This window comes from Sandaracinobacteroides sp. A072 (assembly GCF_052616365.1).
Genome location: NZ_JBQXGU010000001.1, coordinates 785,649 through 805,429 on the forward strand (window position 1 = coordinate 785,649; position 19,781 = coordinate 805,429).

The window sequence follows — 19,781 nt, forward strand, 5'->3', positions numbered from 1 at the left end:
GGCAAGGCCTGCCGCGACAAAGGTTCTGCGGTCCATGGGCAATCACTACGCCCGGTGGAGCATCATCCGCAACAGGCTCAGCGCCGGACCAGCACGAGGGCGATGGCGACCAGGGCCGCGCCCAGCATCTCCAGCGGGCCGAGCCGCTCGTTGAAGACGATCCAGCCGGCAGCGGCCGACACCAGCGGCTGCACCAGCAGCCCAAGCCCGACGATGAAGGCCGGAAGCCGGCCGCTGGCGAAGACCATCAGCCCCTGGCCGACGAGCTGGCTGGAGAGCGCAAGGCCGATGACGGGCCGCCAGTCCCGCGGAAAGAAGGGGGCTGGCTCGATGAGGGCTGCCGGCAGCAGCAGCAGTGCGCTCGACAAGGTGGACATGGCAAGCACGGTGAGCGTTGAAAAGCGCCCCCGGAGCCGCATGACCGCCATCAGGTACCCGGTGTAGAAGGCTGCGGCGAGAAGGCTGAGAAGGTCGCCGGCCAGGTTCTGGGGGCTGACGCTGGCCGAGGTTCCGAACAGCAGAAGCGCCCCTGCCGCCGCCAGCGCCAGTGCCGCCAGTCGCGCGCCGCCGGGCCGTTCATGCCCGGACAGGATCGCCCAGCCCGCCAGCATGAAGGCCGTGGTGTTGGCAAAGAGCGTCGCATTGGCGCTGGTGGTGCGCATGATTCCGGAATGCCATGCCGTGAGATCGGCTGCAAAGAAGGCGCCCGCGATGAAGGCGAGGCCAAGCGGCAGCTGGCCGGCGCGCAAGGGGGCGGATTCCCGCCGGTTGAGGATGACGGCGGCAAGCACGAGGACCGGGGCCGCAAGCGCCATGCGCCAGAAGGCCGAGGCCACCGGCCCGCTGTCTGACAGGCGGACCAGCATCGGCCCGAAGGCCAGCAGGGCCGAGCCGAGCACAAGGGCGGCAAGTGCACCCGCCTGTGGCGCAGCACTTGCCGCGGGCGGTGTCGTCTCGGGGGCGGGCGTTGCCATGGGGCGCCGCTAGACCTTCATCGGGGTGTTGGGAAGCCCCCGCCGAAGCGCCGGCGGGGGCATGCCCCAAGGTTCCGGGACGGGTCTTTAAGTCAGGCCCTGCTGGCAAGATCCGAGACGAAGGCCCTCAGATCCGTCAGAAGCAGCTCGGGCTCTTCCATGCCGGCGAAATGCCCGCCGCGCGGCATGTCGGTCCAGTGGGTGACATTATAGCCCCTCTCCACCATCGAGCGCGGCGGGAAGGCCAGAAGATCGTGCGGGAAAGCCGCAACGCCCGTAGGCACCTCGATCCGCCGGCCTTCCGGGATGCTGAAGCCACCCTCGAGGAACATGCCGCGATAAAGCCAGGTCGCGGTCAGGAAGCTCCGCGTCGTCAGGTAGATCATGATCGTGTCGAGCAGCTGGTCGAGGCTGTAGGGTGGCGCGTCCTTCGATGCCGTGAGATCGGACCAGCCATGATATTTCTCGGCCAGCCAGGCAGCGACGCCCATGGGTGAATCCATCATGGCATAGCCCAGCGACTGCGGCTTCGTTCCCTGCAGCTGCAGATAGGCCGTTTCGGTATCGCGGATGGCCATGGCCCATTCCAGCCACCGCATTTCCTCCGGCGTTTCAGGGGCCATGTTCGCCGAGCGCAGGCCATAGCCATTCAGGTGGATCGCCTCCACGCCCTTGCTATCCAGCCCGAGCCAGCCGCCGATCACGCTGCCCCAGTCCCCGCCCTGATAGATGAACCGGTCGTAGCCAAGGCCACGCATCAGCCGGTCGTAAAGGCCGGCGACGGCGCGCGGCCCGATGGGCGCCTTCGGGCTGTCGGACCAGGCATAGCCCGGTATCGACGGCGCGACGACATGGAAGGCAGGCGCCGCCGGGTCTTCCGGCTCGGCCAGCCGGTCGATGATCGTCTCGAATTCGAGCACCGAACCCGGCCAGCCATGGGCAATGAGCAGCGGCCTTGCATCCGCGCGGCTGGATGGGCGGTGGATGGCGTGGAGGCGGAGCCCTGGCTCCACTTCGGCCCGCACATGCGGGAATCGGTTGAGCCGGGCCACCGTCCCCTCCCAGTCATGGGCGCTCAGCCAGTGGGCGCGCAGGCGCTCCATGAAGGCGCGGTTGACTCCATGCTCCCAGCCATGGCCCTCCGGCTCCCGGAAGAAGCGGAATTCCTCGACCCGGCGGCGAACCCAAAGGACCTCTTCCGGCTCGACCGGAACCGTGAACGGCTCGACCTTCATGCGGCTGCCTTGCCGGCCTTGCGGCTCGCCTTGAGGGCGGCCGCCGTCTTTTCGGCGATCATGATGGTGGGCGCATTGGTGTTGCCCGAAACAAGGAAAGGCATGATCGAGGCATCGACAACCATCAGCCCCTCCACGCCGTTCACGTTCAGCGCGATGTCGGTGACGGCTTCGGCATCCGGCCCCATCCGGCAGGTGCCGACGGGGTGATAGATGGTTTCGGCCCAGTCCTTCAGCCGTGCGAGGACGGCATCGCCTTCCACGCCATCGCCCGGCCAGGCTTCGCCGGCATTATAGCTGGAAAGCGCCGACTGGCGGCCGATCCGGCGGGCGATTTCCACGCCCTTCAAGAGAACGTCGGCATCCTCGGGCGCGGACAGGTAATTGGGGTCGATCACCGGATGGGCCGAGGGGTCGGGTGATTTCAGGCGGATCTCGCCCCGGCTTTCGGGGCGCACCTGGCACACATGCACCTGATAGCCATGTTCGGTCTGCAGCCCGCCCATCCCATGGGCATTGCCCTTCACCGGCATGAAGTGCATCTGGATGTCGGGCGCGGCAAGCCCCTCGCGGGTGGAGACGAAGGCGCCGGCTGCAGTCGGCATGTAGCTGGCGTTGCCCTGCTTGCGGAAGATCCAGTTGAGCGCCGCCCCGACCTTCACCAGGGGGCTGCTGTTGCCATTGAGCGTGATCGGCGCCGAGGCCTTCCACTGCACGATGACATCGAGGTGATCCTGCAGATTCTGCCCGACGTCGCGCCGGTCGGCCACCACGTCGATCCCCATGTCCTTCAGGTGGGCGGCGGGACCGATACCGGACAGCATCAGAAGCTGTGGCGAGTTGATCGCCCCGCCGGACAGGATGATGGTGCGGCCGCGCACCTCCTGCCCGCGGGAATAGCGAACGCCCACGGCGCGACGCCCTTCGAAGAGGACGCGTTCGGCAAGGGCGCCCGTGATGATCTTCAGATTTGGCCGCCGCCGCACTTCCGGCGTGAGGTAGGCGCGCGCGGCCGACCAGCGCTGGCCATCATGGATGGTGCTGTCATAGCTGCCCGCACCCTCGAACTGTGCGCCGTTGAAATCATCGGTGCGCGGATAGCCGGCTTCGACCGAGGCATCGATGAAGGCGTTGTTCAGCACATGCGGCAGCATGCGGCGCGTGGTCTTCAGCGGGCCGCCGGCGCCATGGAAGTCATTGGCGCCGCGATCGCTGTCTTCGCAATGGCGGAACCACGGCAGCACGTCGGCCCAGCCCCAGCCGGTGCAGCCGATCTGCGCCCAGCGGTCATAGTCGGAAGAATGGCCGCGGATATAGACCATGCCGTTGATCGAGGAGGAGCCGCCCAGCGCCTTGCCGCGCGGCCAGTAGAGGCTGCGCCCGTTCAGATGCTTCTGCGGCTCGGTGAAATAGCCCCAGTTCACCGGGCTGTTCTTTTCCGGCGGCAGGATCTGGGCGATGCCCGCCGGCATGTTGATCATCATGCTGCTGTCGTTGCCGCCGGCTTCCAGCAGCGCCACGCGCGTTGCCGGGTCTTCGGAAAGCCTGCCTGCCAGCGCGCAGCCCGCGGAACCCGCGCCCACGATCACGAAATCGAAAATGTCACTCACCCGTTTCTCTCCCGGGCCTGGAATGGCCTGTTTGGGTTGATGCTAGAACAGTCATCCCTTTCGTTCCAGCCTGTGCAAAGCGCCGTATTTTCACATGACTTGCGGGCATGGCCGGGGCTAGGAAGGCGGCATGAAGAGGCTTGCCCCCTTTCTCGCCCTGCTGCTGCTGTCCGGATGCTCGGTCGGCGCCATCCACCACAAGCGCACCGCCGCGCCCGAACCGCCGGATCTTCCCGCCGTCTTCGACTGCCTGCGCGAAAACAGGCTGGCGCTGGTGTCAGCCCATCGTGGCCAGCCCCACCCCGAAGCGGCCGAGAACGCGCTTTCGAGCTTTGCCGAGACCCTTGGCGAAGGCCCGATCCTGATCGAGATGGACATCGGCCGCACGGCAGATGGCGCGCTGGTGCTGCTACACGACGACCGGCTGGAGCGGACGACGACCGGCAAGGGGCAGCTGTCGGCGATAGATTATCGCCAGTTGCGCTGGCTGCATCTCGAAACCCCTGCGGGCGAGCGGCTGGATGAGCGCGTGCCGAGCCTGGACGAAGCCCTGACCTGGGCGAAGCGCAACGGCGCCATCCTTCAGCTTGACCTGAAGCGCGGCGTGCCGCAGGCGGAGGTTCTGGCTGCCGTCCGCCGCGCGCGGATGGAGCGGCAGGTGATCCTGATCACCTACACGCCGGCCGCCGCGCGCGCCGCGCTTGCCGCCGATCCCGACATCATGGTTTCGGCCAGCGCCAGCGATGCACGCGGCTGGCAGGCGGTGCTGGCGCTCGCCGGGCCGCGCCTCGTCGCCTTCACCGGCACGGCGGAGCCGTCCGATGCGCTTCTCGCGAGCCTTGCCGCCCGTGGCATCGAGGCCGTGACGGGAACGCTTGGCCGCGCCGGCGCCCGTCTCGATGATCGCTACATGGCCGATGGCGACGGGCGCGAATATGCCGGTCTCGCCGCGCGCGGGGTCAGCCTGATTGCAAGCGACCGCCCGGTCGACGCCTTGGAGGCGCTGCGCGATGCCCGCCGGGACGGCCGCATGTGCCTGGAAGGAAAGAAATGATGAAGGCGATCCGTATAGAGACCCCCGGCGGGCCAGAGGCCATGCGCCTTGTGGCCGTGGCGGTGGGCGAGCCCGGCCCCGGCGAGGCGCGCGTGCGCCACAGCGTGATCGGCGTGAACTTCATCGACACCTATCACCGCAGCGGCCTCTACCCGATGACCATGCCCGGCGGCATCGGTGTCGAGGCGGCTGGCGTTGTCGAAGCCGTGGGGCCTGATGTTGCCCATGTTCAGGCCGGCGACCGCATCACCTATTTCACCGCCCGGCCTGGCGCCTATGCCACCCATCGCATCGTCCCGGCGCGCCAGCTGGTGAAGCTTCCCGATACAGTTGCGGACGAAACGGCTGCCGCCGTCTGGATGAAGGCCTGCACGGTGGAGGCGGTTGTCGAGCGCTGCGCGCGCGTGAAGGCTGGCGATACGATCCTGGTGCAGGCTGCGGCCGGTGGGGTCGGCGTGCTTTTGTGCCAGTGGCTGAAGGCCGTGGGCGCAACAGTAATCGCGACCGTGGGCGCGCCGGAAAAAGCCGATGTCGCCCGAGCCGCCGGGGCGGACCATGTGCTTTCCTATGACGAGGTGCCGGGACGTGTGCGTGAGCTGACCGGCGGAAAGGGTGTGGCGGCCGCGCTCGATGGCGTCGGCCAGGCGACCTTCGATGCCTCGCTCGCGGCCCTGGCGCGGCGCGGCATGATGGTGAGCTTCGGCAACGCCTCGGGCCCTGTCGGGCAGATCGATTTCATGGCGCTGGCGCGTGGCGGCTCTTTGTTTGCCACGCGGCCCGGTGTGTTCGATTACTACGCCAGCCGGGAAGACATGGCGCAGGGCAGTGCGCGCGTGCTCGAAATGCTTTCGGCTGGCGTGCTGAAGCCCCATGTCGGCCAGCGCTTCGCCCTGGAAGAGGCTGTCGAGGCGCATCGCGCGCTGGAAGCGCGCGCGACTGTCGGCTCGACGTTGCTGCTGCCCTGAACGGGCACGACTGAAAAAGCCGGCCCGAAGGTGCGGGCGGCGGATCAGCCGCCCAGCATCGGCCCGACGACCGGCGCCACCTCTCGCCCGCCCGATATGATCATGTCGATGGCGACATAGAGGATGAGCAGCAGGCCGATCCATCCGATCCAGGAATAGCGCTCGATCAGCCGGGCGATATAATTGGCTGCAACGCCCATCAGCGCCACCGAGAAGACAAGGCCGAAGACCATGATCTCGGTATGGTCCTGCGATGCCCCGGCCACCGCCAGGACATTGTCGAGGCTCATCGACAGGTCGGCGATGGCGACGGCCCAGGCCGCCGCCCAGAAGGATTTCACCCGCGGCGGCGCATCGGGAATTTCGGTTCCGTCCTCCAGCACCAGATGCTTTTCGGGCCGCAGTTCGCGATACATCTTCCAGCAGACCCAGAGCAGCAGCAAGCCGCCTGCCAGCCTGACGCCGACGACGGCCAGCAACTGGACGACGATGAGGGCGAAGGCGATGCGCATGACAAGCGCCGCAACCATGCCCAGCACGATGACCTTGCGCCGGTCAGCCGGGGGAAGCCCGGCCGCCAGCGCGCCGATGATGATGGCATTGTCCGCCGCCAGCACCAGGTCGATCATGATGACCGTGCCGAGCGCCTGCAGCGCGCCTGCTTCGGTCAGAAAGCTCAGGTCCATGGTGCTATCTTATCCTTGCGGCATGTCGGAAAGAGGGCGGGTCATGCGCGCGCCTTTGCCGGAATGGCCATGGGAACGACGAGAAGGTCCGCCGGCGGATCGTCCACCAGATTGGCAGCCACGCTGCCCAGAAGCAGCCGCGCGATGCCGGAGCGGCCATGCGTGCCGATGACGGCGAGAGGTGCGCCGGTTTTCTTCAGCAGGGCGCGCAGCGCATCCGTCGGCTTTCCTTCGTGGAGGTGGCTGCGGATGAATTCGACAGGAATGCCGGCAGCAACGGCGCGCTTTTCCAGCCATTGCATTTCCTCGGCCAGATATTCGTCGAACTCCAGCCGTTCGGCATAGGCATAGTCTTCGGCGTAGGCTGCATCGGTCAGCCAGGACTTGAAGGGCACTTCATAGGCATGGACAAGGTGCAGCACCGCCTGCGGGGCAAAGCGGCGCGCGGCGCGCAGGGCGGTCTTTGAAAACACCGAAAGGTCGATACCCACGACGGCTGCGGGATAAGCGCCATTCACCGGCTCTTTCGCAAGCAGCAGCGGCCGGCCGAGCTCCGCAAGCATGGCGCCAGCCAGCGTGTGCGAGAAAGCGCCCGGGCGGCGCCTGTCGGGGTGATGCTCTCCCATGACGATGAGATCCGCGTCGAATTGGCGGGCCTGGATTGCCGTTTCGCGCCGCACGGAACCGGCCACCACTTCGATGGAAGCCTCAATGCCCGACCATGCGCTGGCGCGCTCCGCTTCGGCCCTCAGGTGACGCTGTGCTTCCCCGATGGCCTGTTCGCGCAGGGCGGGTGGCCCGTCCTCGTCCACCACATGGAGGATGCGCAGGGCCGCGTCCGAATCCGCGGCCAGCTGAAAGGCGCGCTCGACGGCCCGGCTCGATCCGGCGGACAGGTTGCTGGTGACGAGAATGTGCATGGCGCTCTCCGTTTCCTGCGATGCCCTCTGCCAGCATCGGGCGGGATTGCCCAGAGTCTTGGCGAAGACATCTGCCTTCGCAAGCGGCGCGCCGAGGGAGAAAACGGGAAGGACAGGCAGGGCAGGCCGATATGGTGCGGACGGCGGGGCTTGAACCCGCACTCCCCGTGGGGAAGCGGATTTTAAGTCCGCTGCGTCTGCCAGTTTCGCCACGTCCGCATCATGTGCCCGGCTGCGATTTCCCTAGGCGGCAAGGCTGAACCGCGCAAGGTGAGGGGGCCTGATCAGCCGGCGTTGTCGCCCATGGAAAGGGGCTGCGCCATCGAGGCTGGCGATCGGATCAGTCAGAACGCCATGCAATCCATATGCCCTCACGGCCATGCGGAGAGAGTGAAGGCCGGAGGAGGGCTTTCGCCCTCAGTCCATGTTGAGCCGCTCGCGCAGTTCCTTGCCTGGCTTGAAGTGGGGAACGCGCTTGGCTTCCACCTCGACCGCTTCGCCGGTGCGGGGGTTGCGCCCCGTTCGCGCCGCGCGGCTGCGGGTGGAAAAGGCGCCGAAGCCGCGAAGCTCCACGCGGCCGCCTTCCGCCAGGCGTTCCGTGATGGAATCGAGAATGGTGGCAACGACACGCTCGGCATCCCGCAGCCCGAGGTGCGGGTTGGCGTCGGCAATCTTCTGAACCAGTTCTGATCGGATCATGGCAAGTCCCCTGAATTGCATATGGCCATGCGATGCTCTTGCGGTCAAGGCCTTCTGCGCCAAGGAAAAAGGGGCGGCACATGAAGTGCCGCCCCCTTTGCTGTTCACGGGCCAGGCTGTCTGCCCGGCCGGCGCGGATAGCGTCAGTCGCTGTCCTTGGCCTTGTTGAGGGCCGCGCCGAGGATGTCGCCAAGCGACGCACCCGAGTCGGACGAACCATATTGGGCCACTTGCTGCTTTTCCTCGGCAATCTGCATCGCCTTGATCGACAGCATGGGCTTCTTGCCACGCTCGAAGCCGATGACCATGGCATCGACCTTCTGGCCGACCTGGAAACGCTCCGGGCGCTGCTCGTCACGGTCACGCGAGAGATCCGAACGCTTGATGAAGGCGGTCGGGCCGTCTTCGCCAACCTGCACCTCGATGCCGCCTTCGCGGACTTCGCGGACGATGCAGGTCAGGATTTCGTTCTTCTTCATGTCGAAGCCGCCGGACGAAACCGTGGCGCCCGCGCCTTCGCCGGAAACCTGCTTGATGCCGAGCGAGATGCGTTCGCGCTCGATGTCGACTTCAAGCACCTGGGCCTTCACGACTTCACCCTTGTGGTGAAGCGCAAGTGCGGCTTCACCCGAGACGCCCCAGGCGATGTCGGACATGTGGACCATGCCGTCCACGTCGCCCGGCAGGCCGATGAAGAGGCCGAATTCGGTCGAGTTCTTCACTTCGCCCTCGACGATCGAGCCGACGGGGTGCTGTTCGGCGAAGACTTCCCACGGGTTGCGCTGGGCCTGCTTCAGGCCAAGGCTGATGCGGCGCTTCTCGGAATCCACCTCGAGGACGATGACATCGACCTCCTGGCTGGTGGACACGATCTTGCCGGGGTGGACGTTCTTCTTCACCCAGCTCATTTCGGAAACGTGGACGAGGCCTTCGATGCCCGGTTCAAGCTCGATGAAGGCGCCATATTCGGTGATGTTGGTGACGCGGCCCTTGAGCTTGGCGCCAACCGGATATTTGGCTTCGGCGCCTTCCCACGGATCGCTTTCCAGCTGCTTCATGCCCAGCGAGATGCGTTGCGTATCCCGGTTGATGCGGATGATCTGGACGCGGACGGTGTCGCCGATGTTGATGATTTCGTTCGGGTGGCCGACGCGCTTGTAGCTCATGTCGGTCACGTGGAGGAGGCCGTCGATGCCGCCGAGGTCGACGAAGGCGCCATAGTCGGTGATGTTCTTCACCACGCCTTCGATGATCTGGCCTTCCGCCAGCGACTGGATGAGGCCGCTGCGCGCTTCGGCGCGGGTTTCCTCGAGGATGGAGCGGCGCGAGACCACGATGTTACCGCGCTTGCGGTCCATCTTCAGCAGCTGGAACGGCTGCGCAATGCCCATCAGCGGGGTGACGTCGCGCACGGGGCGGATATCGACCTGGCTGCCCGGAAGGAAGGCGACGGCGCCGCCGAGATCGACGGTGAAGCCACCCTTCACGCGGCCGAAGATGGTGCCATCGACACGCTCGCCGGCGTTGAACTGCTCTTCGAGCTTGTCCCAGGCGGCTTCGCGGCGGGCGCGGTCCCGGCTGAGCATGGCTTCGCCATGGGCGTTCTCGACCCGGTCGACATAGACATCGACTTCATCGCCGACAGACACTTGCGGGGACTGGCCCGGCGGGGTGAATTCGCGAATCGAAACACGGCCTTCGGACTTCAGGCCCACGTCGATCACCACCAGATCATTCTCGATGGCGGTGACCCGCCCCTTCACCACCCGGCCTTCAAAGCTCTGGTTTTCACCGAGCGACTTGTCGAGAAGGGCGGCGAAATCGTCGCGGGTGGGCATTGCAGTCGAAGCCATGTAGATCCTATCGTCAATGTGCAGGCCAGCCGGTTGTATCCGGCGGTCTTGCGAAGTTGTCGGGCAGAAACCCGGAAAGCGGTTCAGGCCATTTCCGGAAGCATCATTGCCCCGAAGGCCTGAAAAGCCGAATGGGGCGCGCGGCAGCCAATGGCTGCGGGCACCCGCACGGATCAGGGTTTCCGGTCCAGCCGCGCCGAGACAAGCTCGATCGCACGCCGAACGGCTGCGGCTATATCCAAATCGCTCGTATCTAGCAAGTCGGCGTCGTCCGCCTGCCGGAGCGGGGCATCGGCGCGGCCAGTGTCGCGGGCGTCCCTTGCGATGATGTCGGCCAGCACGCGATCCTCTGTCACGTCCCGGCCGGCGGCTACCAGTTCGAGAAATCGCCGGCGGGCGCGGATCTCGGGCCTTGCCGTCACGAACAGTTTGGCGCCAGCCTGCGGCGCGATCACGGTGCCGATGTCCCGCCCGTCGAGCACGGCGCCACCGGGCTGGCCGGCAAAGCCCTGCTGGAAGGCGAGAAGCGCATGGCGCACCTGCGGGTGGGCCGAAACGCGCGAGGCGGCCTCGCCGGTGCCGGCCGCGCGAAGCTCCGGGTCTTCGAGCAGGGAAAGATCGAGCGCGGCGGCCGCATCGCCCAGCCGCGCGCCATCCTCGAGCGGGATGTCGGAGCGAAGCGCCGACAGGGCGACGACACGATAGAGTGCGCCCGTGTCGAGATGGGGAACACCGAAATGCCGGCCGAGGGCGCGGGCGATCGTGCCCTTGCCCGAGGCCGCCGGGCCATCGACTGCAATCAGCGGCACCGGATCAGCCCAGCAGCGTCTCGATTTCTGCGGCGAGGTCTTCGGGCTTGGTCGTCGGGGCGAAGCGCTGCACCTTCGATCCTTCGCGGTTCACGAGGAACTTGGTGAAGTTCCACTTCACCGAGGTGGAGCCGAGGACGCCCGGGGCCGCCTTGCGCAGTTCCCGGTAGAGGGGGTGGGCGTCATCCCCGTTCACGTCCACCTTGGCGAACATCGGGAAGCTGACAGGATAGGTGAGCGAGCAGAACTGCGCGATCTCCGCCTCGTCGCCCGGTTCCTGGTTGCCGAACTGGTTGCAGGGAAAGCCCAGTATCTCGAAGCCACGGTCCTTGTAGCGCTGATAGAGCGCTTCGAGGCCGGAATACTGGGGCGTGAAGCCGCATTTCGAAGCGACGTTGACGATCAGCAGCACCTTGCCGCGATAGTCGCCAAGGGTCACTTCGCGGCCGTCGAGCGTGCGGGCATTCTGCTGGAAGATGTCGCTCATGGGTCTGTCTCCGCCTGTTGCCGGATTGTCATGAAGGCTGGGCGTGTAAAAGAAAAGGCCCGGTGCGGCTGCACCGGGCCCATGCTTTTCAGAGGGGGCCGCCCCTATTCCCGCTGGCCGAGGAAATTCAGCAGGAAGGTGAAGAGGTTGATGAAGTCGAGGTAGAGGGTCAGGGCGCCCATGATCGCCGCCTTGCCGGCCATGTCGGTGCCGGCGACATAATCATAGGTTTCCTTGATCTTCTGCGTGTCGTGGGCGGTAAGGCCCGCGAAGATGAGCACCCCGAGGATCGAGATGGCCAGGGCAAGCGCGCTCGACTGGAAGAAGATGTTGAGCAGCATCGCCACCAGGATCCCGACGAGGCCCATCACGAGGAAGGTGCCGAGGCGGGAGAGATCGCGCTTTGTGGTGTAGCCATAGAGGCTGAGACCGGCGAAGGCGGCTGCCGTGGCAAAGAAGGTGAAGGCGATGGACGGCCCCGTATAGCGCAGGAAGATGCTGGACATGGACAGGCCCATCAGCACGGCGAAGGCCCAGAAAAGGCCCTGCATGCCGCCTTCCGACATGCGCTGGAAGCGGAAGCCGAGCACGAACACGAAGCCCAGGGGCGCCAGCATCACGATCCAGCCGAGGATGTTCGGCGACAGTGCGCCGGTTGCCGGATTGCTGTTGTAGAAGAGCTGGTAAAGCCCCGTGTAGAAGGTGCCGAGCGCCACCATGCCGGTCAGCATGACAGCCGACATCATGTAATTGTAGACTGAAAGCATGTGCGCCCTGAGGCCGGCATCATATTCAGCCGCAGTGGTTCCGGCATACCCGTTGCCGGGGATGCCCCGGCCGAACCTTGGATCGACCTTGTTGGACATTGCAGATCTCCATCCCGCCGGGCCATTCCGGCTTTGAGGTTTCATATTGTCTGCATCATGGCCCAGTTCAAGATTTTCAGCCATGAATTTTTGCGCTTGAGAAACCTCGTGCAACAGATTGTCACTGCTGTCACCTGCTACTGTTCCCGCAGGGCCGGCGCCACCTTCGCGCCAAGAGTGCGCCAGGCGCCGATCAGCCCGAGCACGAGGGTGAGCGCTGCGCCGGCCAGAACGGTTGCCAGCGCCACGGCCCAGTCCGGCTGCCAGGTGAAATCGAACAGCAGCGTCACGATCGTCCAGGCGGCAGCCCCGCCAAGCGCCAGCGCCATGAGCGCCACCAATAGCCCGAGGCCGGCATATTCCATCGCCGCGGAAAGCATCAGCTGCCGTCTTGTGGCGCCCAGCGTCTTCAGGATCACATTGTCCCGCGTGCGGGCGCGGGCCTGCGCCGCCAGTGCGCCGACGAGTACGGCGATGCCCGCCAGAATGGCGACACTGGCCGCGGCCCGCACGGCGGTCCCCATCTGCTGCACGAGCTTACCCACTTCGCCCAGCACATCCTTGACCCGCACGACCGAGGCCGTCGGGAAGGCGCGGCTGATGGCGCCGACGAACCCTGACTCGGCCGTTTCCGGCGGCGATACCGTGGCCATCCATGTGTAGGGCGCAGGCGCAAGGCTGGCCGGATCGAAGACGAGGACGAAGTTGAAGCCGAGCGAATCCCAGTCGATCTCGCGAAGGGAGGCGATGGTGGCGGTGATGTCCACGCCGAGCACGGAAACGGCGATGCTGTCGCCGACCTTCAGCCCCAGCAGCCCTGCCTGTTCCGCATCCATCGAGACGAGGGGCGGGCCGGCATAATCCTCGGGCCACCATTCGCCTGCCACCAGCCGGTTTCCGGCAGGCAGGGTTTCAGCGAAGGTGATGCCCCGGTCGCCGCGCAGCACATAGCTGCCTTCGGGAACGGAGGTGATTTCGGATGCCGGCACGCCGTTCACGTTTGTCACCGGGCCGCGCAGGCTTGGCACCATGCTGGTTTCGGTTCCGGGCGGAAGGCTGGCGAGGAAAGCGTCCCGGTCTTCCTTGGGCAGGTCGAGCACGAGGAAGGCGGGCGCCTTGTCGGGCACGGTGCGCCGCAGTTCGCCATTGAAGCTGGTTTCGATGAAGGCAAGCGTCGCGAAGAGCGAAAGGCCGAGGCCGAGCGCCACCACAAGCTGCCGCGTGAGCGCGCCCGGACGGTGCAGGTTGGCGAGGGCCAGGCGGCGCAATGCGTTGCGCGGGCGGGGTGCCCGCGCGGCCGCAAGGCGGACAAGGCTGCCCAGTGCGAACAGCAGCAGGAAGACAAGCGCCGCGCCACCCAGGAAGCCAAGCGCAAAGCGTGTCTCGCGCGCCTGCCAGACCGCCAGCCCGGCCACCAGCAGGCCGAGCGCGATGGCGATCAGCAGCGCCCGCGCCGAGGGCCATTGCCAGCTTTCGGCGCTGCCGCGAAAGATGCGCTGGGCCGGCATGGCGCCGGCGCGGGCCAGCGGCGGAACGGCGAAGGCCATGGCCACCAGCAGCCCGAAGGCCATGGCCCCCAGAAGCGGCGCCGGGTGGATGCCAAGCGCTGGCGGCACGGGAATGAGATCGCCGGCGATGCGCACGACGATGGCGGGAACCAGCGCCCCGAGGGCTGCCCCGGCAAGGGCAGCCAGAATGGAAACCGCACCAATGAGAAGGAGATAGGCGCGCGTGACCAGCCCCGAGGACGCGCCCAGCACCTTCAGTGTCGCGATGCTGTTCGACTTGCGGTCGAGAAAGCTTTGCACGCCATTGCCCACTCCGACGCCCGCGACAGCAAGGGCCGTGAGGCTGACAAGGGTCAGGAATTGCGCCAGCCGCTCGACGAAGCGGCGAACGCCGGGCGCGCCGTCGCGGTGGTCGGCAAGCCGCCAGCCGGCGTCGGGAAACTGCGCCTCGAGGCTTTGCCGCGCCAGCGCCGGGTCCGCGCCTTCGGGCATGCGCACCCGCAGATGATGGCGATAGAGGCTGCCGGGCTGGACAAGCGCCGTATCGGCAAGCCTGTCCATCGCGATCAGCACCGATGGCCCGAGGGTGAAGCCCTCGCCGGCGCGGTCCGGCTCGACCGCGAGAATGCCGGCAACGGGGAATTCAGCCATGCCAAGGGCGATCCGGTCTCCGGGCTTCAGGCCCAGCTGGTCCGCCAGCGGTGCTGCCACCAGCGCGCCCCGCGCCAGGGCCGCCTGCACGGCGGCATTGCCGCCATCTTCGGCAACGGCGGCATTGCCGCCATCTTCGGCAACGGCGGCATTGCCGCCATCGCCAGCAAGGACAGCCGTGCCATAGAGTGGCCACGCGCCATCCACGGCCTTCATTTCGGCCAGAAGCTCCCGGCCGCGGGCCTCCCCGCTTTCGCCGCGCACCATGGCGCGCATGCGCACGCTGTCCGACGTGTCCCCAAGGGCTTCCAGCGCCTGTCGTTCGGCCTCTGTGGGGAAGCGCTGGGTCAGCCGGGCCTCGACATCGCCGCCCAGAACCACCTGGCCTTCGGCTGCCAGCCCCTTTTCGATGGCGCTGGCAAGCGAGCCGACGCCGGCAAGCGCCAGAACGCCCAGAAGCAGGCAGGCGAACAGCAGTTTCAGCGCCCCGACGCCGCCGCGCGCCTCGCGCAGGGCCAGCCGCGCGGCCAGCCCCCAGCCGGGCGCCGTCACGCCAGGGCCCCGGCGTGGGCTTCGCCAGTGGCGCTGTGCCCCGGCCTGCCATTGTGCGTGTCGGACTGGATCCGTCCGTCCCGCATGCGGATGACGCGCGAGCAGCGGGCGGCAAGATCCTGATCGTGGGTGATGAGGATGAGGGTCGCGCCGGTTTCGTCGAGGCGGCGGAAGAGAAGGTCGATGATGGCGGCACCCGTCGTGGCGTCGAGGTTGCCGGTCGGCTCGTCGGCGAACAGCAGGGCAGGGCGGACGACAAGGGCGCGGGCAAGGGCCACGCGCTGCTGTTCGCCACCCGAAAGCTGGGTTGGGTAATGGCCAAGCCGGGCGCCCAGACCCACCGACTCCAGTTCGGCGCGGGCCTGCGCAAAGGCATCGGAATGGCCGGCAAGCTCCAGCGGCACGGCCACATTTTCAAGTGCGGTCATGGTCGGGATCAGGTGGAAGGCCTGGAGCACGATGCCGATGCGACCGCGCCGCGCTTCGGCGAGCCCGTCCTCGGACAGGCCGGTGATGTCCTGCCCGGCGACACGGATGCTTCCGCCCGTGGCGCTGTCGAGGCCGGAAAGGACCGCCATCAGCGACGACTTGCCGCTGCCCGAAGGCCCGAGGATCGCCAGCCGTTCGCCCGGGCCAACCCTGAGGTCGATGCCCCTCAGTATCTCCACCCTGGCATCACCGCGCCCAAGCGAAAGGGTTACATTGCGGGCATCGATCACCATATCGGCGCTTCTGTCAGACGGCATGGAGACTCCCTTGAACGCGCGAAGCCGACCATATGGCCTGCTTTTCCGGCTTTTCCACCTCTTCCTCGTCGTGCCGCTTCTGCTTGCCGCACCGGCGCATGCGAAAACGGCCGAAACGAAGGAGAGGCTGATCCTCGCCTTCGGGGACAGCCTGACCGCCGGCTATCAGCTGAAACCGGGCGAAAGCTTCCCGGCCCAGCTCGAGGCGGCGCTCAGGAAGGATGGCCGCGCCGTGCGGGTGCGCAACGCCGGCGTTTCCGGTGACACCACGACACAGGGCAAGGCGCGGCTGCCCTGGCTTCTGAACAGCATGAAGGAAAAGCCCGATCTCGCCATTGTGGCGCTGGGCGCCAACGACATGCTGCGCGGCCAGCCAGTGGCGACGGCCCGCGCCAACCTCGATTCCATGCTCGCCGAATTCGGCAGGCGCGGCATTCCCGTGATCCTGGCGGGCATGTATGCCTCCCCCAATATGGGGCCTGATTATGGCAGGGAATTCAATGCCATGTATCCCGCACTGGCGAAAAAGCACGGGGCGGCCCTTTACCCCTTCTTCTTGGCTGGCGTCGCGGCGCAGCCCGGGCTTCTGCTGGCCGACGGCATGCACCCCAACCGGCAGGGGGTCGGCGTGATGGTGGCGAACATGCTGCCCACCGTGCGCCGCGCGCTGGACAGGCGGGCGACATCCGGCGCGCACCGCGCGCCGGACAGGCAGGCGACGGCCCGCCGGTGAGCCATCACCGCCTGTTCGTGGCGTTGCGGCCGCCGCCCGAAGTGCGGGCGGCGCTTCTGGGGCTGATGGGCGGCATCGAGGGCGCCCGCTGGCAGAATGACAACCAGCTCCACATCACGCTCGCCTTTCTGGGAGAGCTTGACCGCCACGGCGCGGAAGCCGCCGCCGAGGCGCTGGAGACGGTCGTGTCCCCGCCGCTTGATCTGCGGCTTGGCGAATTCGGCACCTTCGAAGGCGGGCGGCCGGGCCACACAGCCATATTGTGGGCAGGGGTGGAACCGGCGCGGCCGCTGTCGGCGCTGGCGGCCGGCATAAGGCAGGCCTGCCGCCGCGCCGGGCTTGATGTCGAGGGCCGTCGTTTCGTGCCGCACATCACGCTGGCCCGCTTCGGGGCTGCTGGCGCGCCGCGCATGGCGCTTGCCCCTTTCCTGTCCCATGCCGTGTTGCCCCGGCTCGGCTGGGAAGCGCGGGATGTTCATCTGGTCGAAAGCCGCATGGGCCGTGGCGGCTCGCATTATGCGCCGGTCGCCAGCTGGCCGCTCACAGGAAGCTCTGCGGATCCACATCGATCGTGATCCTGACCGAAGACGGGATCGCCACGGCATCGAGCCACTGGCGCACATAGGCCTGCAGCCGGGCGGTTCGCGTGGCATGGACCAGCAGCCGCTGCCGATGCCGCCCGCGCAGCATGGCGATCGGCGCCGGCGCCGGCCCCCATATCTCGATACCGCTGGCTTCGGGCGCCGCCATCGCCAGCCGCTTCGCCGCATCGGCCGCCGCCGCCGCATCGGTCGATGACAGGATGATGGCGGCGAGCCTGCCGAAGGGTGGCATGCCGGCCGCCTGCCGCATCTCCCGTTCGGCGGCGTGAAAGCCCTCCGCATCCCCCTTCGCCAGCGCCTGCATCACCCGCGCGCCCGGCTGGTGGGTCTGCAACCAGACTTCCCCCGGTCTGGCGCCGCGCCCGGCACGCCCGGCCACCTGCCGGATCTGCTGGAAGCAGCGTTCGGCCGCGCGCGGGTCACCGCCTTCCAGCCCCAGATCGGCATCGATGACGCCCACGAGGGTCAGGTTGGGGAAATCATGCCCCTTGGCCAGCATCTGGGTGCCGATCAGCATGTCCACCCTGCCTTCGGCCACGGCGGTGACAAGTTCGGCCATGTCCGCCTGGGTGCGGATCGTGTCCGACGTGGCAACGATGATCTTTGCCTCCGGCCAGGTGGCCGCCGCTTCCTCGGCCACCCGCTCCACCCCCGGCCCGCAGGGGGCGAGGCTGTCCTCCGCGCCGCAGGCGGGGCAGGCTTTGGGTATGGGCACTGTGTGGCCGCAATGATGGCACATCAGCCGCTGCGCCAGCCGGTGTTCCACCAGCCATGCCGTGCAATTGGGGCACTGAATCCGCTCGCCGCAGGCCCGGCACAGGGTGAGCGGCGCATAGCCCCGGCGGTTGAGGAACAGCAGCACCTGCTCCTTGGCGGCTAGCCGCTTGGTGATCGCATCGGCCAGCGGCGGGGCGATCCAGCGCCCGCGTGGCGGCGGCGTGCGCCTCAGGTCGATCAGGTGGATCACCGGCATCAGCGCCCCGCCATGCCGGTCCGGCAGGCTGAGCAGCCGGTAGGTGCCCCTGGCCACCTGTTCCAGTGTCTCCAGCGCCGGGGTCGCGGTGGCGAGAACGACCGGGATTTCCTCGAACCGGCCGCGCATCACAGCCACGTCGCGCCCGTGATAGGGCACGCTTTCCTCCTGCTTGAAGGCGGCGTCATGCGCTTCATCCACCACGATCACGCCAAGGTCGGCAATCGGCAGGAAAAGGGCCGAGCGCGCGCCCACCACCACATGGGCCGTGCTGCGGACAATGGCATCGAAGGCCTGCCGCCGCTGTGCCGGTGTCAGGCCCGAGTGCCAGACGACGGGGGGAAAGCCGAAGCGCCGCTCGAACCGGGCAAGCCAGGCCTGTGTCAGCCCGATTTCCGGCAGCAGCACCAGCGCCTGCCTGCCGGCCCCCAGGGCTTCGGCGACTGCTTCGAGATAGACCTCGGTCTTGCCGGCCCCCGTCACGCCATCGAGCAGGAAGGGCTGGAAGCGCCTGTCCCGCACGGCTTCGCGCAGGGCATCGGCAGCGGTCTGCTGCCCCGGGTTCAGGCTCGGGCCGGGGGGCAGGGCGGGGGGGGCGGGCCGCCCTGCATCGGCTTGCTGGTCGACGGACGGGTCCGCCGGCAGCAGCACGCCCGCCTTCACCAGCGGGCGCAGCCTTTCCACCCGCACATCGGCCGCCGCCGCCCAGATGGACAATGGCGCCGGGCCAAGGCTCCGCAGGCTGTCCAGCCGTTCGAGGAGCGCGCGGCGGCCCGGATGCTTCACATCATCGGGAAGGGCGCCAAGCGCATAGCGGGCAGCGCCCCTGGGCGTCGGCAGGAAGGCCGCCTGTGGCAGCGCCATGCGCAGAACGGCGGCGGGCGGGGCGAGATAATAATCCGCCACCCAGCCGATCAGCTTCCTGAGGGCAGGGGGTAGCGGCGGCTGGTCCAGCGGCTGGGCTTCGCGCAGCCGGGCCGTTTCGATCGGGGCCGATTCGAACACGCCTTCGTCCCACAGCACGCCGGGCACCCGGCGCGGACCGAGGGGCGCCGACACCACGGCGCCGGGCGGCGTGCCGTCGGGCAGCCGGTAGTCCAGCGGCTTCAGGCCGTGCTGCAACAGAAGGACGGTGCCACGCATTGACAGCGGACTAGCCTTTGGGGACAGGAGCCTCAACCACCCCAGCCGGAGCAACCCCCATGAAATTCTTCGTCGACACCGCCGACGTCGCCGACATTGCCGAACTGGCCGCGACCGGTCTGCTCGATGGCGTCACCACCAACCCCAGCCTCATCCACAAGTCGGGCCGCCCGTTCCTCGCGGTGGTGAAGGAAATCTGCGGCATCGTCGATGGCCCCGTTTCGGCCGAAGTCGTTGCGACCGACTATGAGAACATGCTGCGCGAGGCTGACATCGTCCGCAAGCTGGCCGACAATGTCTGCGTGAAGCTGCCGCTGACGATGGATGGGCTGAAGGCCTGCCGCAAGCTGACCTCCGAGGGCACGATGGTGAATGTCACCCTCTGCTTCTCGGCGACGCAGGCGCTGCTTGCCGCCAAGGCAGGCGCCACCTTCATTTCGCCCTTCGTCGGCCGCCACGACGATGTCGGGTTCAACGGCATGGACCTCATCGAGGACATCCGCCTGATCTACGACAATTATGATTTCACCACCGAAATCCTCGTCGCCTCCGTCCGGCACCCTGTGCATGTGCTGGAAGCCGCGAAGATCGGCGCTGATGTGATGACCGCGCCGCCCGCCGTCATGCGCGCGCTGGCGAAGCACCCGCTGACCGATCGCGGGCTCGAACAGTTTCTGGCTGACTGGGCCAAGACCGGCGAGACCATCGGCTGACC

At 67.3% G+C, this 19,781-nt stretch carries 18 protein-coding genes and 1 tRNA gene; 5 read left to right on the top strand and 14 right to left on the bottom strand.

Annotated elements, in window-relative coordinates; translation table 11 throughout:
* Window positions 1-77 precede the first annotated feature (77 nt).
* The 3 genes from ACUJ46_RS03835 to ACUJ46_RS03845 form a co-directional block, all read right to left on the bottom strand.
* Window positions 78-974: a DMT family transporter gene (locus ACUJ46_RS03835; RefSeq protein WP_445389112.1), complete on the bottom strand. Its 897-nt coding sequence runs from the start codon at window positions 972-974 to the stop codon at window positions 78-80.
* Window positions 975-1,066: 92 nt separating this feature from the next.
* Window positions 1,067-2,209: an epoxide hydrolase family protein gene (locus ACUJ46_RS03840; RefSeq protein ID WP_445389113.1), complete on the bottom strand. Its 1,143-nt coding sequence runs from the start codon at window positions 2,207-2,209 to the stop codon at window positions 1,067-1,069.
* Window positions 2,206-3,819, bottom strand: coding sequence for a GMC family oxidoreductase (locus ACUJ46_RS03845; RefSeq protein WP_445389114.1), 1,614 nt, complete (start codon window positions 3,817-3,819; stop codon window positions 2,206-2,208). Before ACUJ46_RS03845 ends, ACUJ46_RS03840 begins: the two co-directional genes overlap by 4 nt.
* Window positions 3,820-3,949: 130 nt before the next feature.
* On the opposite strand from ACUJ46_RS03845, the gene ACUJ46_RS03850 reads away from it, so the two are divergent.
* Window positions 3,950-4,873 carry a glycerophosphodiester phosphodiesterase family protein gene (locus tag ACUJ46_RS03850; protein WP_445389115.1) on the top strand — a complete coding sequence of 308 codons (924 nt, stop codon included), beginning with the start codon at window positions 3,950-3,952 and terminating at the stop codon, window positions 4,871-4,873.
* Window positions 4,870-5,838, top strand: coding sequence for a quinone oxidoreductase family protein (locus tag ACUJ46_RS03855; protein WP_445389116.1), 969 nt, complete (start codon window positions 4,870-4,872; stop codon window positions 5,836-5,838). Before ACUJ46_RS03850 ends, ACUJ46_RS03855 begins: the two co-directional genes overlap by 4 nt.
* A 44-nt stretch (window positions 5,839-5,882) precedes the next feature.
* Here the strand turns inward: ACUJ46_RS03855 and ACUJ46_RS03860 are convergent, their stop codons facing one another.
* The 10 genes from ACUJ46_RS03860 to ACUJ46_RS03905 form a co-directional block, all read right to left on the bottom strand.
* Window positions 5,883-6,524: a YjbE family putative metal transport protein gene (locus ACUJ46_RS03860; RefSeq protein ID WP_445389117.1), complete on the bottom strand. Its 642-nt coding sequence runs from the start codon at window positions 6,522-6,524 to the stop codon at window positions 5,883-5,885.
* A gap of 41 nt (window positions 6,525-6,565) precedes the next feature.
* Entirely contained in the window at window positions 6,566-7,444 is an 879-nt protein-coding gene (locus ACUJ46_RS03865) for a universal stress protein (RefSeq protein ID WP_445389118.1), read from the bottom strand.
* A gap of 132 nt (window positions 7,445-7,576) precedes the next feature.
* A tRNA-Leu gene (locus ACUJ46_RS03870) sits at window positions 7,577-7,663 on the bottom strand.
* Window positions 7,664-7,861: 198 nt separating this feature from the next.
* Complete coding sequence (locus ACUJ46_RS03875; protein WP_445389119.1) at window positions 7,862-8,143, bottom strand: integration host factor subunit beta; 282 nt, start codon at window positions 8,141-8,143, stop codon at window positions 7,862-7,864.
* A gap of 143 nt (window positions 8,144-8,286) precedes the next feature.
* Window positions 8,287-9,996 carry a 30S ribosomal protein S1 gene (rpsA, locus tag ACUJ46_RS03880; protein ID WP_445389120.1) on the bottom strand — a complete coding sequence of 570 codons (1,710 nt, stop codon included), beginning with the start codon at window positions 9,994-9,996 and terminating at the stop codon, window positions 8,287-8,289.
* A gap of 173 nt (window positions 9,997-10,169) precedes the next feature.
* On the bottom strand, window positions 10,170-10,805 hold the full coding sequence (cmk, locus tag ACUJ46_RS03885) for a (d)CMP kinase (RefSeq protein ID WP_445389121.1): 636 nt from the start codon (window positions 10,803-10,805) through the stop codon (window positions 10,170-10,172).
* 4 nt (window positions 10,806-10,809) lie between these two features.
* Window positions 10,810-11,292, bottom strand: coding sequence for a glutathione peroxidase (locus ACUJ46_RS03890; protein ID WP_445389122.1), 483 nt, complete (start codon window positions 11,290-11,292; stop codon window positions 10,810-10,812).
* A 104-nt stretch (window positions 11,293-11,396) separates the two neighbouring features.
* Entirely contained in the window at window positions 11,397-12,158 is a 762-nt protein-coding gene (locus ACUJ46_RS03895; protein WP_445389123.1) for a Bax inhibitor-1/YccA family protein, read from the bottom strand.
* 137 nt (window positions 12,159-12,295) lie between these two features.
* Window positions 12,296-14,869 (bottom strand): ABC transporter permease, encoded by a 2,574-nt coding sequence (locus ACUJ46_RS03900; RefSeq protein ID WP_445389124.1) that lies wholly within the window; start codon window positions 14,867-14,869, stop codon window positions 12,296-12,298.
* Entirely contained in the window at window positions 14,866-15,615 is a 750-nt protein-coding gene (locus ACUJ46_RS03905) for an ABC transporter ATP-binding protein (RefSeq protein ID WP_445389125.1), read from the bottom strand. Before ACUJ46_RS03905 ends, ACUJ46_RS03900 begins: the two co-directional genes overlap by 4 nt.
* A gap of 10 nt (window positions 15,616-15,625) precedes the next feature.
* Between ACUJ46_RS03905 and ACUJ46_RS03910 the strand changes: the two genes are divergently transcribed.
* Complete coding sequence (locus ACUJ46_RS03910) at window positions 15,626-16,348, top strand: arylesterase (RefSeq protein WP_445389126.1); 723 nt, start codon at window positions 15,626-15,628, stop codon at window positions 16,346-16,348.
* Entirely contained in the window at window positions 16,345-16,923 is a 579-nt protein-coding gene (gene thpR, locus ACUJ46_RS03915) for an RNA 2',3'-cyclic phosphodiesterase (protein WP_445389127.1), read from the top strand. The genes ACUJ46_RS03910 and thpR overlap by 4 nt, the downstream gene beginning before the upstream one ends.
* Here the strand turns inward: thpR and ACUJ46_RS03920 are convergent.
* A complete protein-coding gene (locus ACUJ46_RS03920; protein ID WP_445389128.1) occupies window positions 16,889-19,066 on the bottom strand; it encodes a primosomal protein N' in 2,178 nt (725 codons plus the stop codon). The genes thpR and ACUJ46_RS03920 overlap by 35 nt on opposite strands.
* A 59-nt stretch (window positions 19,067-19,125) precedes the next feature.
* On the opposite strand from ACUJ46_RS03920, the gene fsa reads away from it, so the two are divergent.
* Window positions 19,126-19,779: a fructose-6-phosphate aldolase gene (gene fsa, locus ACUJ46_RS03925; RefSeq protein WP_445389129.1), complete on the top strand. Its 654-nt coding sequence runs from the start codon at window positions 19,126-19,128 to the stop codon at window positions 19,777-19,779.
* The last annotated feature ends 2 nt before the right edge of the window (window positions 19,780-19,781 follow it).

Excerpts from the sequence above, each read along its gene's own strand:
- ACUJ46_RS03835 (WP_445389112.1), bottom strand. The coding sequence starts at position 974 with ATGGCAACGCCCGCCCCCGAGACGACACCGCCCGCGGCAAGTGCTGCG.
- ACUJ46_RS03840 (WP_445389113.1), bottom strand. The coding sequence starts at position 2,209 with ATGAAGGTCGAGCCGTTCACGGTTCCGGTCGAGCCGGAAGAGGTCCTT.
- ACUJ46_RS03850 (WP_445389115.1), top strand. The coding sequence starts at position 3,950 with ATGAAGAGGCTTGCCCCCTTTCTCGCCCTGCTGCTGCTGTCCGGATGC.
- ACUJ46_RS03855 (WP_445389116.1), top strand. The coding sequence starts at position 4,870 with ATGATGAAGGCGATCCGTATAGAGACCCCCGGCGGGCCAGAGGCCATG.
- ACUJ46_RS03860 (WP_445389117.1), bottom strand. The coding sequence starts at position 6,524 with ATGGACCTGAGCTTTCTGACCGAAGCAGGCGCGCTGCAGGCGCTCGGC.
- ACUJ46_RS03865 (WP_445389118.1), bottom strand. The coding sequence starts at position 7,444 with ATGCACATTCTCGTCACCAGCAACCTGTCCGCCGGATCGAGCCGGGCC.
- ACUJ46_RS03875 (WP_445389119.1), bottom strand. The coding sequence starts at position 8,143 with ATGATCCGATCAGAACTGGTTCAGAAGATTGCCGACGCCAACCCGCAC.
- rpsA (WP_445389120.1), bottom strand. The coding sequence starts at position 9,996 with ATGGCTTCGACTGCAATGCCCACCCGCGACGATTTCGCCGCCCTTCTC.
- ACUJ46_RS03890 (WP_445389122.1), bottom strand. The coding sequence starts at position 11,292 with ATGAGCGACATCTTCCAGCAGAATGCCCGCACGCTCGACGGCCGCGAA.
- ACUJ46_RS03895 (WP_445389123.1), bottom strand. The coding sequence starts at position 12,158 with ATGTCCAACAAGGTCGATCCAAGGTTCGGCCGGGGCATCCCCGGCAAC.
- ACUJ46_RS03905 (WP_445389125.1), bottom strand. The coding sequence starts at position 15,615 with ATGCCGTCTGACAGAAGCGCCGATATGGTGATCGATGCCCGCAATGTA.
- ACUJ46_RS03920 (WP_445389128.1), bottom strand. The coding sequence starts at position 19,066 with ATGCGTGGCACCGTCCTTCTGTTGCAGCACGGCCTGAAGCCGCTGGAC.
- fsa (WP_445389129.1), top strand. The coding sequence starts at position 19,126 with ATGAAATTCTTCGTCGACACCGCCGACGTCGCCGACATTGCCGAACTG.